The sequence below is a fragment of the Vibrio sp. Vb2131 genome (assembly GCF_033338535.1).
In the GTDB taxonomy this organism is placed as follows: Bacteria; Pseudomonadota; Gammaproteobacteria; order Enterobacterales; family Vibrionaceae; genus Vibrio; species Vibrio alginolyticus.
In genome coordinates, this window is sequence record NZ_JAWOSW010000009.1 from 126,478 (window position 1) to 143,407 (window position 16,930).

Sequence of the window (16,930 nt, forward strand, 5' to 3'; positions counted from 1 at the left end):
AAAAAGGGATGCTATGAGCATCCCTTTTTACATTCTATTTTGCTAAATAATCCAAGATGGATTTTTCAATTCCTTTTGCATCGAGACCAAGCTCTTCATGCAGTTCATCTTGTGTTCCCTGATGAATAAACTCATCTGGTAAACCTAGGTTCAACACAGGTTTAATGATTTTATCTTTCATCATGAACTCAACGACACCAGCACCAGCACCACCCGCGATAACATTTTCTTCTAACGTCACGAGCACGTCATGATCTGCGGCTAATTGACGAATTAATGCTTCATCGAGCGGCTTCACAAAGCGCATATCAGCAACAGTGGCGTTAAGGTATTCTGCCGCTTCTAGCGCGTTACCCAAGAAAGTACCAAAGTTCAGAATAGCAACTTTTTCACCTTGGCGAACCATGCGCCCTTTACCGATTTCTAACGCCGTAAACTCAGTTTCGATTTCTACGCCCATCCCGCTACCACGAGGGTATCGAACCGCACTCGGGCCAGAATGCTTATGACCAGTGTAAAGCATTTGTCGACATTCGTTTTCGTCACTTGGCGCCATGATCACCATGTTCGGAATACAGCGCATAAAGCTCAAATCGAACGCACCTTGGTGAGTTTGACCATCTGCGCCAACGAGACCTGCGCGGTCGATCGCAAACATTACTGGTAAATCCATGATCGCGATATCGTGGATCAGCTGGTCATAACCACGTTGCAAGAAAGTCGAATAGATAGCAACGATTGGATGATCGCCCGCAATTGCCATGCCTGTTGCCAGTGTCACAGCGTGCTGCTCAGCAATCGCCACATCAAAGTATTGGTCTGGGTACTCTTTTGAGAAACGCACCATACCTGATCCTTCGCGCATTGCTGGCGTAATTGCCATTAGCTTAGGGTCTTGGGCCGCCATGTCACATAAAAAGTCACCGAAGATCTTTGAGTAAGTTGGCTTACCGCCACTGCTCTTCGGCAGACAATTATGCGTTGGATCGAATTTAGGAACACCATGGTAGCCGATAGGATCTTTCTCGGCAGGCTCATAACCTTTGCCTTTCTTGGTCATGATGTGCAGGAATTGAGGGCCTTTGAGCTCACGCATGTTTTTTAGCGTTTTGACGAGTTCATTGACGTCGTGTCCATCAATCGGGCCAATGTAATTAAAGCCGAACTCTTCGAACAGAGTACCAGGCACTACCATGCCTTTGAGGTGTTCTTCCGTACGGCGAACCAACTCTTTAATAGGTGGAACACCAGACAACACTTTTTTACCGCCTTCACGGATAGAAGTGTACAAGCTGCCAGAAAGTACTTTCGCAAGGTGGTTATTCAGGGCGCCGACGTTTTCTGAAATCGACATTTCGTTGTCGTTCAAAATCACCAACATATCAGGATGAACGTCGCCAGCGTGGTTCATGGCTTCGAATGCCATGCCTGCTGTAATTGCGCCATCACCAATCACACTGACGATTTTGCGACCTTTACCTTCTTTTTGTGCGCTGATGGCCATGCCAAGACCTGCACTAATCGATGTCGAAGAGTGGCCGACAGATAAGGTGTCATATTCACTTTCTTCACGCCAAGGGAAAGGGTGTAGACCATCCTTTTGGCGAATTGTTGGCATTTTATCGCGACGTCCGGTGAGGATTTTGTGCGGGTAAGCCTGATGACCAACATCCCAGATCAATTTGTCGATAGGAGTGTTGTAAACATAATGCAGAGCTACAGTTAGCTCTACGGTGCCTAAGCCAGACGCTAAGTGTCCGCTAGATTGGCTCACTGAATTTAGCAGATACGTTCGCAGTTCATCACACAGATTTGGTAATGTTTCTTTCGGAAGGAGACGTAATTCTTCCGGTGTATTTGCTAACGCCAGTGTTGGGTACTTTGAAATATCAAGAGTCATATAAATGCGCGCTTATAGTGTTAATTTTTGCGCTCGATGACATATCGGGCGAACTCTTCGAGTAACTGAGTATTGTATGGGATAGCTTCCAATGCTTGAAGTGCTTCCTGTAACAGAGTGTGAGCTTTCTCTATGGCTCCCTCTAAACCCAGTAGGGAAGGATAAGTGCTCTTATTCAGACCTTGGTCGGAACCTTGAGGCTTACCCAGTGTTTCTGTGTCACTGATGATATCAAGAATATCGTCTTGAACCTGAAACGCCAAACCAATTGCTTTTGAGTAGCGCTCCAAGTGAGGTAGAACCTCGATACCTTTCTCACCAGCAGCTAATGCACCTAATTTTACCGCACAATCAATCAGAGCTCCGGTTTTTTTACGGTGTATCTCTTCCATTTCTTCAAGAGAAACTTGGCGATTTTCCGCGCCTAAATCTAAGGCTTGCCCTACACACATGCCGCTGGCACCAGAGGAATGCGCTAAGGCTTTGATCATGTTGATGCGTTGAGCTTCTGCCGCCGGGCTTAATTGACCATCAGCAATAATAGTGAAGGCAAGGGTTTGTAGTGCATCACCTGTCAGTATTGCGGTTGCTTCATCAAACTTAATATGACAAGTTGGTTGACCTCGACGCAGTTCATCATCGTCCATGGCTGGCAGATCATCATGAATGAGTGAGTAGGCATGTATACATTCGATAGCAGCGGCGGGGGTGTCTAAGTCTTCAGGTTTACAGCCGAGCATTTGACCTGTGATGTAAACAAGAAAAGGGCGAACGCGTTTTCCACCTAGCAAAAGGCCGTATTTCATTGCTTGAATCAATGGCTGCTCTTGATATGGAAGCTGATCGAGCCACAAATTCAATTGCTGATTGTTTCTTTGTTGAAAAGACGTCAATGTCTGTTGCATCACATTGCTCACTACTGATTGTTATTCTGAATCTGGTTTGAAGTCACTCAGTGGTGCTTCATCATCTTCACTAAGAAGAATGCTCACGCGTTGTTCGGCGTCGCTTAATTTAGTTTGGCCTGCACGAGCTAAGGCAATGCCTCGTTCAAACTTACGCAGGGCATCATCTAGAGCAAGATCGCCATTTTCTAATTGATCAACCAAGCTATCAAGTTCTTCAATGGTTGCTTCAAAGGTCATGTTTTCTGGTTTCTTGACCGCCATCTTTTTTCTGCCTTAATCAAGCCTCGGGTAAGATGCACGAAAGTTACCTTAGCCTAGTAACTTGGTCAAATTTAACCTTATATAATTGTCACAAAATTAGCGTTCAACGAGTCTAAGCGATGAAACCCCATATTTTGGTTGAGGTTGTTAAGTGTAATTTGTGATCCATTAGCTAAGATTTTTCTAAAAATTCTGCGCGAGTTGTCGATACAGGTAATAATCCGCCCAATGGCAGTATTTGAGTATAGCGTGAGGAGTGCTTTGTGGATTTAGCAACCCTATTAGGTTTGATTGGTGGTTTTGCATTCGTCATTATGGCGATGGTGCTTGGTGGCAGCATCGGCATGTTTGTCGATGTCACGTCGATCCTTATTGTCGTTGGTGGCTCAATATTCGTCGTGTTGATGAAGTTCACAATGGGACAGTTTTTTGGTGCGACAAAGATTGCTGGCAAAGCCTTCATGTTTAAAGCGGATGAACCCGAAGACCTGATCGCAAAAATTGTGGAAATGGCCGACGCGGCGCGTAAAGGTGGTTTTCTTGCTCTTGAAGAGATGGAAATAAACAACACATTCATGCAGAAAGGCATTGATCTACTGGTTGATGGCCATGATGCCGACGTTGTGAGAGTGGCACTCAAAAAAGACATCGCGCTTACGGATGAACGACATACGCAAGGAACTGGTGTATTTCGCGCCTTTGGCGACGTTGCTCCTGCGATGGGAATGATTGGCACCTTGGTTGGTCTTGTTGCGATGCTTTCAAACATGGATGACCCTAAAGCGATTGGACCAGCAATGGCCGTTGCACTCTTGACCACATTGTATGGCGCGATCCTGTCCAATATGGTGTTTTTCCCTATTGCGGATAAGCTTTCTCTTCGCCGTGACCAAGAAACGCTAAATCGCCGTTTGATCATGGATGGCGTATTAGCGATTCAAGATGGCCAAAACCCGCGAGTGATCGATAGTTACTTGAAGAACTACCTCAATGAAGGTAAACGTGCCCTTGAGATTGACGAGTAACTTGGAGAGTCGTGATGGATGATGAAGATAACAAATGCGATTGTCCGCCACCTGGCCTCCCGTTATGGATGGGGACATTCGCAGATTTGATGTCGCTACTGATGTGTTTCTTTGTTCTTCTGCTCTCTTTTTCTGAGATGGATGTACTGAAGTTCAAACAAATTGCAGGATCAATGAAATTTGCCTTCGGTGTGCAAAATCAGCTTGAAGTGAAAGACATTCCCAAAGGTACTAGCATTATTGCCCAAGAGTTTCGACCGGGTCGGCCGGAACCAACTCCGATTGATGTCATCATGCAGCAAACCATGGACATCACTCAGCAGACGCTCGAATTTCATGAAGGGGAGTCTGATCGAGCTGGTGGCACAAAACGTGATGAAGGCAAGTTAACGGGTGGGCAATCGCCAGAAACGTCAACTCAAAACAATGAATCTGCCGAAGCGGACATGCAGCAACAGCAATCTAAAGAGATGTCGCAAGAGATGGAAACCTTGATGGAAAGCATCAAGAAAGCCTTAGAGCGAGAGATTGAACAAGGCGCCATTGAAGTTGAAAACCTCGGTCAGCAGATTGTTATACGTATGCGTGAAAAAGGTGCATTCCCAGAAGGTTCGGCCTTCTTGCAGCCTAAGTTTCGTCCTTTAGTTCGTCAGATTGCAGAGCTAGTAAAAGACGTGCCAGGCATTGTTCGAGTATCTGGCCATACAGACAATCGACCGCTAGACTCGGAACTTTATCGTTCTAACTGGGATCTCTCTTCTCAGCGTGCAGTATCAGTCGCGCAAGAGATGGAGAAAGTGAGAGGCTTCTCTCATCAACGTTTGAGAGTGCGGGGTATGGCGGATACGGAGCCCTTGTTACCGAATGATTCTGATGAAAATCGTGCGCTTAACCGACGGGTTGAAATCAGCATTATGCAAGGCGAGCCTCTCTACAGTGAAGAAGTGCCAGTAATTCAATAACTAGGCTTTAGTTTTAAGTCAGTAAAGAGATAAGAAAGCGAGCAGATTGCTCGCTTTTTTTGTTTTTCCAATCCGCTTGGGTGTATAATCTTGCGCCTTAAAAGTGAGCTCAGACTACTTTTTGTGACTGAAACGCGGTTTTACTGCGTATGAAGTATTGAAGTTGAGTGTCACTCTTTGTTGATTGCGAAACTAACCTGCGAATTAGACTATGAAATTTATTGTAAAGCCCCATCCAGAAATTTTTGTAAAAAGTGAATCTGTGCGTAAGCGCTTCACAAAGATTTTAGAGTGCAACATTCGTAACATCATTAAGAGCCGCACGGAGTCTGTCGCGGTATTTAACCGTCGTGATCACATTGAAGTGACCTCTGAGAGTAACGAATTCCACGCTGAAGTTCTTGAGGTTTTGACTCATACACCAGGCATTCACCACGTACTGGAAGTGAAGCAAACTGAATTTAAAGACTTGCACGATATCTTCGAGCAAGTGCTAGAACTCAACCGTGCTGCGCTCGAAAATAAAACCTTTGTTGTACGTGCGAAGCGTCGTGGCAAGCATGACTTTACCTCTATTGAACTAGAGCGTTATGTAGGCGGTGGTTTAAATCAAGCGATTGAAAGCGCTAGTGTTAAGCTACGAAACCCAGACGTGACGATCAAGGTAGAAGTCTCGAACGACAAGCTAAACCAAGTATTGTCTCGTCATAAAGGCCTAGGTGGTTTCCCACTGGGTACGCAAGAAGACGTGTTAAGCCTGATCTCGGGTGGTTTCGACTCTGGTGTTTCAAGCTATCTTCATATCAAGCGTGGTTCAAAAGTACATTACTGCTTCTTTAACTTAGGTGGTCCAGCACACGAAATCGGCGTTAAGCAGGTTTCTCACTACCTATGGAACAAATACGGTTCTTCAGCAAAAGTACGTTTTATCTCAGTTGATTTCGAACCTGTGGTTGCGGAAATCCTAGAGAAAGTCGATGACGGCCAAATGGGCGTGATCTTGAAGCGTATGTTCATGCGTGCAGCAGGCATGATCGCTCAGAAGATGAAGATCGAAGCATTGGTAACAGGTGAAGCGCTAGGTCAAGTATCGAGCCAAACGCTAACCAATCTACGCCACATCGACAACGTAACAGACACGCTGATTCTGCGTCCGCTTATCAACTGGGATAAAGAAGACATTATCAATCTAGCACGTGAAATCGGCACAGAAGATTTCGCGAAGACAATGCCAGAATACTGTGGTGTTATCTCTAAGAAGCCAACCGTGAAAGCGGTGAAAGGCAAGCTAGAAGCTGAAGAAGAGAAATTCGACTTTAGTATCCTTGAGCAAGTGGTTCAAGAAGCTCGCATGATGGACATTCGTGATATCGCGAAAGAGTCTGAGCAAGCCGCACCAGAAGTAGAGCAAGTTCAAGCGGTAGAAGAGCACGCGGTTGTGCTAGATATTCGTAGTCCTGAAGAGGAAGACGATAACCCACTTGAAATCGAAGGTGTGGATGTGAAACATATCCCTTTCTACAAGCTGGGTACACAGTTTGGTGACTTAGACCAGTCTAAGACATACTTACTTTACTGTGACCGCGGTGTGATGAGCCGTCTGCAAGCGCTTTACTTGCAAGAGCAAGGCTTCAGCAACGTAAAAGTTTACCGTCCATAGCTGACTGATAAAATACGTTAAAAGGCGCAAATTGAGACATCAATTTGCGCCTTTTTTGTTTTTTGATCGCGTTACAGACAACCATTACTTAGCATAATGTTGAGGCTTATCGCAAAGCCATACACTTTGTGTTGATATAACGATAATTAATCCGAAAGAAGAGTAATAAAGTGATATTGCTGCCAGATATGCGGATGAGATTTTTGATAGATAAAAAAACACCGCCTAATTTAGGCGGTGTAACAAATTTGACAGACAGGTCAAAAATAAATACAGGAAGTATATGTTTTGTCACAGGGAGTGTGGACAAAACATTATGGTAGAAATCTACCTAACTCGAAATACGAGTTTGCAAACACAACATCGCAACAACGAAGCCAATTGATTTCCAAAGAAATCAAGCCGTTCAGGCCCGTGTTGCGGGGTGAAATATAGAATTTATCTGGCTGTTCGACAACGGACATTTTATAATGTTTCAGATTAAAAAAACTAATCCTATTAGAGGTCCCATATGTCTCGCAGATTGCCTCCATTAAATTCGCTTCGAGTCTTCGAAGCGGCTGCTCGTCATCTCAGTTTTACACGAGCAGCAGAAGAGTTATTTGTTACTCAAGCCGCGGTCAGTCACCAGATTAAAGCGCTTGAAGAGTTCTTATCATTGAAGCTCTTCCGTCGACGTAATCGTTCTTTGTTGTTAACAGAAGAAGGCCAAAGTTACTTTCTCGATATCAAAGATATCTTCACCTCGATTGCGGAAGCGACAGATAAGGTGTTGGAACGTAGCGAAAAAGGGGCATTGACGATTAGCCTACCGCCGAGTTTTGCTATCCAATGGCTTGTACCTCGTTTGGCCGATTTTAATGCTCAAGAGCCCGATATCGATGTTCGTATTAAAGCCGTAGATATGGATGAAGGCTCACTGACTGATGATGTTGATGTGGCGATCTACTATGGCCGTGGGAACTGGCCAGGTTTGCGAGCAGATAAATTGTACCAAGAGTTTTTGATCCCACTTTGTTCACCTTCATTACTTTTGGGTAACAAACCATTAGAATCTTTAAGTGACCTCAAATTACATACTTTGTTACACGATACTTCGCGTAAAGACTGGAAGCAGTTTGCTCGTCATTACAACATTGAAGGCATCAACGTAAACCACGGTCCTATTTTTAGTCACTCAACGATGGTGCTACAGGCTGCTGCGCACGGTCAGGGGGTCGCGCTCGGTAACAACGTACTCGCCAAACCTGAAATGGAAGCCGGACGACTCATTGCACCATTCGACGAAGTGTTGATATCTAAGAATGCATTCTATGTGGTGTGTCATGAACAGCAGGCAGATATGGGCCGAATCGCAACGTTTAGAGACTGGATGTTGGCAACCGCGAGAAAAGAACAAGAGGAAGTATTGGATGAATCACTGGATAGCTGAGGGGCCTGAAAACGGACCGCTGTTTATTTTTGCTCACGGCGCAGGTGCGGGGATGGAGCATGACTTCATGACAGCGGTCGCCAAAGGATTAGTGGAGCAAGGTATTCGTGTAGTGCGTTTTAATTTCCCTTACATGGTGAAACGTTCGGAAGATGGCAAAAAGCGTCCGCCCGATCGCGCGCCAAAGTTGCTTGAAGCATACAGCGAAGTGATCGCTCACTTTGCTTTTTCTCCCGTGGTTATTGGTGGTAAGTCAATGGGCGGTCGTATGTCGAGCTTGTTGGCTGAAAATGAGCTGGTGGCGGGCATTGCCTGTTTAGGTTTTCCATTTCACCCGCCGGGAAAGCCAGAGAAATACAAAGGCGAGCACTTAGCAACCATTGAGAAACCTACGCTGATTCTGCAAGGGGAGCGAGACACCTTTGGTAAGCGTGAGGAATTCGATGATTTCGTCCTTTCGTCGCAAGTAACGGTGAGCTTTTTACCTGATGGTGACCACAGCTTCAAACCGCGCAAGATCTCAGGTCATACTGAAGTGGGTAACATTACACTCACGATAGAGCAGTTAGCGGCGTTTATAAAAGAGGTGTACAGTGAAAAGTAAGTGGTTACTCTCACTCTCTGGATTGTCTGGGCTGCTTTCGGTCGCTCTTGGAGCATTTGCTGCTCATGGGCTAAAAGCGACACTGGCCCCTTATTTGCTCGGTGTATTTGAGACCGGAGTTCTGTATCAATTTATTCACACGTTGGCGATTGTGTTTTGTGCCATTCTGCTTCTGCTCAATTTGGGACAAAAAGCACAAAAATATTTTTTCATTGCGGCGATTTGCTTTATTATCGGCATCTTTTGTTTTAGCGGCAGTCTTTACGCGCTGGCGCTGACGGGCATTAAGTGGTTTGGACCAATTACTCCTGTGGGAGGATTACTGTTCATGATTGGTTGGTGTCTGTTCTTTTTTGCTGCGTTCAATATCAAAGAGGTCTCCAAGTGAAACAACTAATGCTCTATTGCCGTTCTGGCTTTGAGAAAGAGTGTGCTGGTGAAATTCAGGACAAAGCGACACAGTTGGAAGTGTATGGCTTCCCTCGTGTGAAGAGAAACTCAGGTTATGTTGTCTTCGAGTGTTACCAAGATGGAGATGCCGACAAACTTGCGAGAGGTTTAGACTTTAAGTCTTTAATTTTTGCTCGACAAATGTTTGCGGTAGCAGCTGAGTTTCAATCGTTGCCAAGTGATGACCGAATTAGTCCAATTTTGAATGAACTAGCAGACATCGAAGCATTCCCTCGTTGTGGTGATTTGAGAATTGAAACGCCAGATACAAATGAAGCGAAAGAGTTACTGAAATTCTGCCGTAAGTTTACCGTCCCAATGCGTCAAGCGTTGCGCGGCAAAGGCTTAATGCTGAACAAAGATAACGCGAAAAAACCAGTACTGCACATTTGCTTTGTTGAGCCTGGCCACTGTTACGTTGGTTACTCTTACACTGACAACAACTCACAGTTCTTCATGGGTATCCCTCGCCTTAAATTCCCAGCAGACGCTCCAAGTCGTTCAACACTTAAACTGGAAGAAGCATTTCATGTCTTTATTCCACGTGAAGAGTGGGATGAGCGTTTGGCACCAGGTATGTGGGGTGTGGATTTAGGTGCATGTCCAGGCGGTTGGACGTACCAATTAGTGAAGCGCTCAATGTTCGTTCACTGCGTTGATAACGGCATGATGGCAGACAGTTTGATGGAAACTGGCCAGATCAAACACCATATGGTGGATGGCTTTAAGTTCGAACCAGACCGCAAGAACGTAACATGGATTGTTTGTGACATGGTGGAAAAGCCAGCTCGTGTTGCTCACCTGATGGGACAGTGGCTGTTAAAAGGTTGGGCAAAAGAGGCTATCTTTAACCTTAAGCTGCCAATGAAAGGGCGTTATGACGAAGTGCTGCAAGACCTTGAAAATCTGAAGCAGTTCCTCATTGATAATAAGGTAAAGTTCAAGCTACAAGCTAAACATTTGTATCATGATCGTGAAGAGATCACGATTCATATCCAATGTCTGTCGAATATTTCACCTTACTAACTTTATTCCCTGAGTCTTTTGGGGATAGTGATTAGAATAGAAAAAGCGCCTTCAAATGGCGCTTTTTTAATATCTGAGGGTTTCATGGTGTGAAACTACCATCGGGCACTACTCCGCTTTGTTTGGCCCTAAAAAGCGAATATCTTGCAAGTTAAAGCCTAGTTCTATATCGCACTTTAAAGCGGCGACGCGTTTACATAAACGAGCAGACTCAATGTGCTCATCCAATTTTTTACGGTATTTCGGTACGAGATCTTCACTAGCGTAGGCAGCTTCAATACTCTCAAACTGAGTGAGAATCTCTTTCGCTGCTTTCGGGCCAATTCCAGGTACGCCCGGAACCTGGCTAGAGCTTATCCCTGTCAATCCCCAGTAATCCGCTAGTTGACTTGGTTTTACGCCGAACTCTTTTTCGATAAATGGTTCATCTAACCAACGATGTTGGAAATAATCACGGATTTGTAGGGTAGGGGAAAGTAGCTGGCAGTAACCTTTGTCAGTCGAAACGATGGTGACTTTTTCACCATGGCTGGCCACTTTCGTTGCGAGTGTAGCAACCAAATCATCTGCTTCATCGCCTTCAGACAGCAATGAATCAATACCTTGCTCCCACCACGCTTGTTGAATCGCATCTAACCCTTGCAGTAGTGGCAGAGGCATTGGTTTTCGGTTTTGCTTATAGTCAGGGAGAATTTCAGCGCGCCAACCTCTGTCTTGTTCGTGGTGATCAAAAACTGCGATGATGTGTGTCGGGTTGGCCTCTGACAGAATGCGAGTGAGGGTTCTTTGCGTTGTGGTTATGGTTCTTGCTATGTCGGTTGGATCTGGTTGTGCTGAGTGCACTCGGCGGATCAGGTTTAGGGCATCAATGATAACAAGATGAATAGACATAATGACTTAGCAATAAAAAAGGGGCGTAATGCCCCTAGTGTAACGAATGCTAGCCTGACTATCGACCACCAATTTCCGGGTGAGCGATTCGATAACACGGTTCGTAGTCTGAACCGCCAGGTAATTTCATTCGGTGCTGTTCGACAAAGTCTTTTAGCAACTTATCGAGTTTTTTCATGAGGACTGCGTCGCCATGAATGGTGAAAGGCCCTCTACGTTCTATTTCTCGAATGCCTTCAGCCTTTACGTTACCTGCCACTATGCCAGAGAAGGCTTGACGCAAGTTGGCCGCTAAAACTTGCGGTTCTTGATCTAGGCTTAAATCCAATTGTTCCATCGACTCATGAGTAGGCTCGAATGGCAGTTGGAAGTTTGGCTCAATTTTCAATGACCAGTTAAAGCTGTACGCATCGCCTTTCTCTTTTCGGTGAAGGCGTACCGAGTCCATGGAGCGTTTCATAATACGAGCGACTTCTGCCGGGTCGTCAATGATGATCTCGTAGTGCTTTTGCCCTTCCTCACCAAGTGTGTCGCGAATGAACTCATCAATAGAGCGGAAGTACTCTTCACTCTCTTTTGGTCCTGTTAATACGATAGGCATTGGCTGATCGGCGTTATCCGGATGCATCATGATGCCAAGAATGTACAGTAGCTCTTCCGCTGTGCCCGGGCCACCTGGGAAAATAACGATACCATGAGCCATACGGACGAAAGCTTCCAAGCGCTTTTCGATGTCGGGCATGATGACCAGCTCATTTACTATTGGGTTTGGTGGCTCGGCCGCAATAATCGAGGGTTCGGTTAAACCAAGATAACGTTGCTGAGTATAACGTTGCTTTGCGTGCCCAATTGCTGCACCTTTCATCGGCCCTTCCATTGCACCAGGGCCGCAACCTGTGCAGATGTTAAGTTCACGCAGGCCCAGTTCGTTACCCACTTCACGTGTGTACTGATACTCCACTCCATTGATAGAGTGACCACCCCAACATACGACAAGATTCGGTGCGATACCTGGAGTTAATGCTCTGGCATTACGAAGAATGCCGAACACGAGGTTCGTAATGTGAATTGGGTTAGTAAGGTTGAGCCGCTGGGCGTCTGCCAAATGCATGTTTACGTAAACGATATCACGCAATACGGAGAACAGATGCTCTTGGATACCTTTAATTATTTCGCCGTCAACAAAAGCGTGCTCTGGCGGATTAGTCAGCTCAAGCTTAATACCACGCTCACGACGCACGACGTTGACATCAAACGATTGGTATTTATCGAGCAGTTCTTTCGAGTTATCGGTATGGCTACCGGAGTTCAACACCGCTAATGTGCAATTACGGTACAGCTGATAAAGTTCACTCGAGGCTGTGTTCTTTAAGCGCTCTACTTCTAGTTGAGATAGCAAGTCCATGCTACCAGCGGGGCTTATATGGGTAATCATAACGCCTCCTTGTGTTGCATTAATTTGAGGGAAAGTACCAACTTACCTTTTTGGTGTTATACGTATGGTTTGATGAAAGGTAGTTGGCCGATTTGGTTTTATGGTTATCAACTCCCAAGCAACCTCAAGATGATACATTTGCCTTTTATAAATACATCATCTTGAAGTGACTTGGGTTTTTACAGCTTAGCAGACTAAAAGGGAAGAAATGTGATAACTCGTTGAAAATGGGTGGTTATAAAGCGTAGATTGCACCAAATTTGGTTTGTTTGCTCGCTTTTTGTACGAATCTTAGCTCCAGTTAAGCTGGTTTGTTCCACGTTTTTTAGCGTCCGCAAGCATCTTGCCAAGACGATCGAGCACATACTCTGGCGTATCGGACTCTTTGAAAGACGTCGATACAGCAGCTAAGGTAATCATGATATTTTGCTCACGGAACTTAAAGGGTAATTGGCTAATATCACGCTGGATATGCTTAATCAGATCCAGTGTGTATTCTTCAGATTGTTCCGGGACGAGTAGAATAAACTCCTCGCCACCAAAGCGAGCCACTGTTTCCGTTTCTGATACGCGCTTGTTAATAGTACGAGCGATGATCTTCAGCGCTTTATCGCCAGCCGTATAACCATAGCTATCATTCACCGCTTTGAAGTTGTCTACATCAAATAGCACAACACGAAGGTTTTGCTGAGAGCGAATCCAACGGCGATACTCTAGCTCTAGTCGATCGTTAAATGCAGTGCGGTTATAAACTTTAGTCAGCGGGTCGAGCAACATACGCTGAGCTTGGTCATCTAAGCGTCGACGATAATCTTGCGTAGTTTCAAATACCGCTTCGAGTTGGTTCTTACTGTAACTTAACCGCTCTTGCAGCGCTTGCTCTCGCTCTTCCGTCATTTTCAGTCGCTCTGTCAGCGACGCCATTTTTTCGAGAAGAGGCGTGATTTCTTTTTTCACAACCGCGATATCTTGAGCTTGATTAAGTGACTTTTGGCTTAATTCAACCAAGCTGTTCATTTCTGTGTTGAGCTCTTGGCGGTGTTCAAAGTAGGTATGATGCTGGTCGACGTTCTGATGAACGGTTTTTAGGTTACTTGCGAGAGAAGTGTTCAGCTGCTCAAGGAATTGGCTAGACGCCTCGCGCTCGAACTTTGTTGCTTCGACAACCAATTTCAGCGTTGAGAGCGTAAGCTCAATGAGAGACTCGGCACTCACGCCAAGGAGCAACTTAGCGCGAATATCCAGCAATCTATCGCCTGATTCTCCCTCGAAATCCAGCTCTGTAATAGTATGTTGGAGGTCGCTGGCTAAGCACTCAAGCTGAGATCTGTCGGGATTGTTTTCAAATTCACTAAGATGTAGACGTGAATTAGACGTGATGATTTTCAGAGCGCGTTCGTAAATACTCAGTAGCTTAGTGGCTTGATCAGCTTTATTGCTGGCGTGAACTTCAGAGAAACTCATCAGGTTCCGTAGTTCACGTTTTAACTGCGCAGGTAAGCCCGTGACACGTTGCAGTGTTTCACCACTGTGCTTGATTTGTTCGTCAAGGTAACCGTTCTGTTTATCCATCGTCTTCGACTGCTGTTTGAGCATCCTCTCTAATACCGCTAAACGCGGGATAAGAGTGCTGATATCTTTTTGATGTTGCAGCTCTTGTTGGATTTCAAATAGGTAGTTGGATACCTGAGTATTCGAACCCTGGCAAGCTGAAGACAATGATGCCACAACGCGTTTAAGAACTTGTTGTTCACGTTTGAATTTGAGTGAAGTATCACGATGAGTCAGTCTGAGTTGGTCAAGTTGACAACTCAGCTGATGCAGCTGCGACTGAATATCGGATTCCAAGATTCCCATGAAGTGACTACGGTTAAGTCCATGTACTACTGACAATTATCTGATAATAACAAAAAACTTTATAGCGTCATTAGTTATTACATTCAACAGGCGTTTAATTATCCATTTTTTAATATTTTCTTGATGTCGTCCTCATTCTTGTAGGACGAATGGATCTTGATCAGGCCTTGGCTAATGGCATGTTGACAGGCAGTTCTTATGTTACCTGTTGCAAAGCTAGCAGCAGGCGCATTATCGATGGCTTTTAAGAACACCCAGTGGCTTTGCTTATCCTTCAAGCTGACTTCTCGTGCGATGTGAGTCGCAAGCAACAACAGATCGAGTAATTCCTCATCGTTAATTGCAGTGTAGGCTCGGGGTAAGAACGGATAATCACTGATGCCCATACGAATAATACGATTGACGTTGTGCTGCTGTGCGAACTCATCCACCCAACTCTGGAATTTTTCGAACATGACTTCGGCAGAAGCATCACGGTCAGCGTTCGGTTCTATGTAGAGTAAGTTCGCATCTGAGAAATGATAAAGACGCGACGGTTTTTCTATTTTTTCCGCAAGGAAGTCGCCAAATGCACGTTCTAGTTCTAGACCTGCCTTATAGCCGTTATGGACGTACATGCTTCGTAAGAATGGCAAATCGATCATAACAAAGCGTAGGCGATCATTAAGTGGTTCGTGGATCAATTCACCCATTTGCCATTGCTCGAAAGTTTCGCTCGACTTTTTCAATGAGCGAGACAGCTTAACGTTCAGCATACGCAAGTTACGTAAACGAGAGCGAGAGTGGGTGAAGAGGTTGTTACGCAGTTTTTCGATTTCACTTGCTTGGCGCTGCATAATGACACCGCGGCGCATAATGAACAAAAACATGACCAATACAGTAATAAACAATGCAAATGAGATTTTCTGGAATTTACGATGCTCTCTTTCCACTTGCTCTAAGCGTTCTGATTGACCGATGTAATGGATGGTTTGTTCGGCAAATTCTTTTTGCTGACGGAACGCATCTTCACTGATTTGGTTAAGCTGCTTTTGTTCTAGACGAACGAGGTTGGTGTATTTTTTATAAGCTTGCAGAGAAAGTTTGTATTCGCCTGCCTGCTCGTAACCCAACCCAAGTAAACGGTATGACTGCTGCTTAATGAAGTTGTTATTTTCAGGTGACTTTTCAGCAAGCGCTAACGCCAGCTTTGCATTAGTAATGACGTCTTTACTGTCATTTTGATGATAAGCCAGACCTGACTGAAGCAGGGCAGCCTTTGCTTCAAGCTTAGGAATATTGGTGTATTCTAAAAGCTCTTTAGAGCGGTCTAAGTACTGCTCTGCTAGCGCGTAGTTATAGAGTTGTAGGTAGGTAGCCGCCAAGCTTAAGCGAATTTTAATGATTCTATTGATGTTCTTACTGGTACTTTCATGGTCAAGCACGTTGAAGTAATGCACTAACGCAAGGTTAAACTTACCCTGATAAAAGTAGATGTCGCCCATTTGCTCTAGGACGTCCGCTAGGATCGGAGAGCTAGGGTAAGAGTCATAAAAATCTGCGGCTTGAGATAAGTATTCGATCGCTTTGTCGTACACTCGTCGCTCCTGGAAGAGCCTAGCCAAAAGGCGATTCACTTTTGCTAATCTTGCACCACTGTTACTTTCAATAGATTGCCAATAACCGTATAGCAGTTCTGACAAAGCCAAATTGTACTTCTTGCTATTGAGGTAAAACTCGCCGACGGCAGTGTAGTAGTCGATCAAGGCTAACTCAGAGCGGCTATCGTCAAGCATGGTCTTTGCTTCAGAGTACAAGTTTTCCGCTTTAATGACATCGCCACTATGTGAAGCGAGGAGTGCTCTTTGCATCACTAGTCGGTAGCGAACGCTGTCGGTGCGTTGTAATACGGCATCGGCTTCATCGAGCTGTTGTTCAATTTGGTTAAGCGTGTCTTCCGCTTTTGAGTAGTTTTCGTCGTACATCCAAATCATTTGGTTGCGCATCAGCTGGAGATCTAAGTCCATGTACGGCAATTGATATTCTTGCGCTAAGCGTTCCGCTTTATTTAGGTGCTCGATAGCCGAACGAACATTACCCATGGCGTAATCTGCCTGAGCGATAATCTTGTGCGCTTCGATGGTGCTGCTTGGTGTGCGAACGCTACGATCTGTTTCGTCGCGAGACATGGCTGAAGGGCTGTCACTTTCTTTGCGTTCTGTTAGTTCACGCTGTGACAAATAGTTGGTTGCCGCTTGTTTTGCTTGTGATGGCTCTATTTCCGCCAATTGTTGTGCTTCGTTGAGTAACGCGGACGATAAAATGGTAGCATGAAGTGGCTGTACAAACAGCAAGCAAAGAAAGCCAATCAACTTGAATAGACGCGAACTGTCCCAAAACATCCTTTCGTTCCCTCGAACTGTTTTTAGATATGGCGATAACGGCGAAAAGCCTCAATTAGCCGTTTAAATGCGGGTTGAAGCCATTTGATATAGTAACATGCCTGGACAATAAAAACGTCCGGCAACCCTTTAGATTGC

Annotated in this window: 14 protein-coding genes; 7 read left to right on the plus strand and 7 right to left on the minus strand. The window is 45.1% G+C overall.

The window, feature by feature from the left end:
- Positions 1-34: 34 nt before the first annotated feature.
- Genes dxs through xseB form a run of 3 tightly spaced genes read right to left on the minus strand, consistent with a single transcriptional unit; the run spans position 35 to position 3,069 of the window.
- Positions 35-1,900, minus strand: coding sequence for a 1-deoxy-D-xylulose-5-phosphate synthase (dxs, locus tag R7E38_RS11960; RefSeq protein ID WP_005383623.1), 1,866 nt, complete (start codon positions 1,898-1,900; stop codon positions 35-37).
- A 20-nt stretch (positions 1,901-1,920) separates the two neighbouring features.
- Complete coding sequence (gene ispA, locus R7E38_RS11965) at positions 1,921-2,805, minus strand: (2E,6E)-farnesyl diphosphate synthase (protein ID WP_005383621.1); 885 nt, start codon at positions 2,803-2,805, stop codon at positions 1,921-1,923.
- 21 nt (positions 2,806-2,826) lie between these two features.
- Positions 2,827-3,069: an exodeoxyribonuclease VII small subunit gene (xseB, locus tag R7E38_RS11970; RefSeq protein ID WP_005381566.1), complete on the minus strand. Its 243-nt coding sequence runs from the start codon at positions 3,067-3,069 to the stop codon at positions 2,827-2,829.
- A gap of 263 nt (positions 3,070-3,332) precedes the next feature.
- Between xseB and pomA the strand changes: the two genes are divergently transcribed.
- From pomA to rlmM, 7 genes are all read left to right on the plus strand, one after another.
- Positions 3,333-4,094: a flagellar motor protein PomA gene (gene pomA / locus R7E38_RS11975; protein ID WP_132937048.1), complete on the plus strand. Its 762-nt coding sequence runs from the start codon at positions 3,333-3,335 to the stop codon at positions 4,092-4,094.
- Between the two features lie 14 nt (positions 4,095-4,108).
- Positions 4,109-5,056: a flagellar motor protein MotB gene (locus R7E38_RS11980; RefSeq protein ID WP_042521210.1), complete on the plus strand. Its 948-nt coding sequence runs from the start codon at positions 4,109-4,111 to the stop codon at positions 5,054-5,056.
- A 211-nt stretch (positions 5,057-5,267) separates the two neighbouring features.
- The gene (gene thiI, locus R7E38_RS11985) at positions 5,268-6,716 is read left to right on the plus strand and encodes a tRNA uracil 4-sulfurtransferase ThiI (protein ID WP_005383617.1); all 1,449 of its coding nucleotides are present in this window, start codon (positions 5,268-5,270) and stop codon (positions 6,714-6,716) included.
- Positions 6,717-7,227: 511 nt separating this feature from the next.
- The gene (locus tag R7E38_RS11990; protein ID WP_005383616.1) at positions 7,228-8,148 is read left to right on the plus strand and encodes a transcriptional regulator GcvA; all 921 of its coding nucleotides are present in this window, start codon (positions 7,228-7,230) and stop codon (positions 8,146-8,148) included.
- Complete coding sequence (locus R7E38_RS11995; protein WP_226083956.1) at positions 8,129-8,752, plus strand: alpha/beta fold hydrolase; 624 nt, start codon at positions 8,129-8,131, stop codon at positions 8,750-8,752. Before R7E38_RS11990 ends, R7E38_RS11995 begins: the two co-directional genes overlap by 20 nt.
- Complete coding sequence (locus tag R7E38_RS12000) at positions 8,742-9,140, plus strand: DUF423 domain-containing protein (RefSeq protein WP_053306526.1); 399 nt, start codon at positions 8,742-8,744, stop codon at positions 9,138-9,140. The genes R7E38_RS11995 and R7E38_RS12000 overlap by 11 nt, the downstream gene beginning before the upstream one ends.
- Positions 9,137-10,228 (plus strand): 23S rRNA (cytidine(2498)-2'-O)-methyltransferase RlmM, encoded by a 1,092-nt coding sequence (gene rlmM / locus R7E38_RS12005; RefSeq protein WP_017820611.1) that lies wholly within the window; start codon positions 9,137-9,139, stop codon positions 10,226-10,228. Before R7E38_RS12000 ends, rlmM begins: the two co-directional genes overlap by 4 nt.
- A 108-nt stretch (positions 10,229-10,336) precedes the next feature.
- Here rlmM and xni read toward each other — a convergent pair whose 3' ends face one another.
- The 4 genes from xni to R7E38_RS12025 all read right to left on the minus strand — a co-directional run bounded on the left by xni (position 10,337) and on the right by R7E38_RS12025 (position 16,792).
- Positions 10,337-11,119: a flap endonuclease Xni gene (gene xni / locus R7E38_RS12010; protein ID WP_005381982.1), complete on the minus strand. Its 783-nt coding sequence runs from the start codon at positions 11,117-11,119 to the stop codon at positions 10,337-10,339.
- Positions 11,120-11,177: 58 nt separating this feature from the next.
- Positions 11,178-12,554, minus strand: coding sequence for a nucleotide 5'-monophosphate nucleosidase PpnN (ppnN, locus tag R7E38_RS12015; RefSeq protein ID WP_005383611.1), 1,377 nt, complete (start codon positions 12,552-12,554; stop codon positions 11,178-11,180).
- A gap of 291 nt (positions 12,555-12,845) precedes the next feature.
- Positions 12,846-14,411, minus strand: a complete 1,566-nt coding sequence (locus R7E38_RS12020; RefSeq protein ID WP_226083958.1) for a GGDEF domain-containing protein — start codon at positions 14,409-14,411, stop codon at positions 12,846-12,848.
- Between the two features lie 98 nt (positions 14,412-14,509).
- Positions 14,510-16,792: a tetratricopeptide repeat protein gene (locus R7E38_RS12025; protein ID WP_182039320.1), complete on the minus strand. Its 2,283-nt coding sequence runs from the start codon at positions 16,790-16,792 to the stop codon at positions 14,510-14,512.
- Between the last annotated feature and the right edge of the window lie 138 nt (positions 16,793-16,930).